The following is a 1,385-nucleotide window of genomic DNA, read 5'->3' on the forward strand; positions in this document are numbered from 1 at the left end:
ATTAGGCACGCCGCCAGCGTTCGTCCTGAGCCAGGATCAAACTCTCCAATAAAGTTTGTATCTGGTTCAAAGCTGGCAAATCATTTCATGATAGACTCATCAACGCTTTCGCTGTTCAGTTTTCAAAGAGCATCTGTTTTTCAGTCAAGCTCTCTTCGAGCGACTTTTCTATTATACTTCGTTACCTCAGTGATTGCAAGAAGTTTTTTAAAAAACTTTTTCAACCAGTATTCGGTAGCGAATAAATAGTATCGATTGAGAATCGCAAGCCATTCACATCTTAGTAGCTTATGTATGACTTCGTTTGTTTCTCTCTAGCGACAAGAAGTATCGTAACATGTTGGCTAGACAAATACAATACCTAATTTCATTTTTATTGAACTTTTTTAATCGAAGTTGATCCATTCTTTTACTTTGCCTCTGCTAGCTCCCCGCTAATAGGCCTGTTTAGCCTCTTTGCCAAAGCATAACGACTAAACCTCTTCAGCATTTGGCGTCAATAAGTACGTGAAAGAATCTCGCTGGATCTATAAGTAAAAAACACAAGGCGCAACTGAATCTACGCCTTGTGTTTTTTACTTTTCAAGTACTTTTACAATAGATAAGTGCCGGGAGTCGACCAAATTAATAATTCTTCCACCCGTCTCTACCATAGGTCGGGTCGGTTGATTTCGATCCGTAAATACGATTTTTCCAATCGTACCATCACTCAGCTCTACAACTGTTCCAGCTGCAAACTGAGTAATTCCATCGACAAATGCACGCACGATGTACGGATCCAGCTTGCCAAAGCTGTCCTGCACCAATTGTTCAACGACCATATAAGGAGACTGGGCTTTCTGATAAATCCGATCTGAGCACATCGCGTGATACATATCCGCAACTGCAACAATCTTGCTGTACAGATGCAGTTTTGTTCCTGGCAATCCGAGCGGGTAACCAGAGCCATCCTCTCGTTCGTGATGCTGCAGAGCGGCCAAAGCCACACCCTCGCTTAAACCGTGAGACGCTTTGATAATCTGGTATCCGTACACGGTATGTTTTTTCATCTCTTCAAATTCTTCTGTCGTCAATTTACCCGGTTTTTGCAGAATTCGCCGATCGATCTTGGTCTTTCCTACATCGAGCAGAGTTCCCGCTAGAGCTACTTGCATCCATTCTTTCTCCGGCACCTTGATCCACTTCGCGATCATATACGAGATGATTCCTACTGCAATCGCATGTTCATACGCATAGCTATCCATCTTTGCAAAATGACGCAAAGACAGCATGACTTGCGGTTGAGACTGGAATTGGGAGAGAATCGGTGCGACCACTTCCCTCACTTCCATCACGGGTATATTATCGCCGCCTTGTACACGGATCAACAGGTTTTTAAGTGTTGA

At 43.2% G+C, this 1,385-nt stretch carries 2 protein-coding genes; one reads left to right on the forward strand and one right to left on the reverse strand.

Going from position 1 to position 1,385, the window contains the following annotated elements; genetic code table 11:
• Positions 1-249: hypothetical protein (locus EDM59_RS31330; RefSeq protein ID WP_221176077.1), on the forward strand; the 249-nt coding region annotated here is incomplete at its 5' end.
• 326 nt (positions 250-575) lie between these two features.
• Here the strand turns inward: EDM59_RS31330 and EDM59_RS30775 are convergent.
• On the reverse strand, positions 576-1,385 hold an 810-nt coding region (locus EDM59_RS30775; protein ID WP_148040863.1), incomplete at its 5' end, for an HD-GYP domain-containing protein.

It is taken from the genome of Brevibacillus nitrificans, from assembly GCF_003710965.1.
Classification (GTDB): Bacteria; Bacillota; Bacilli; order Brevibacillales; family Brevibacillaceae; genus Brevibacillus; species Brevibacillus centrosporus.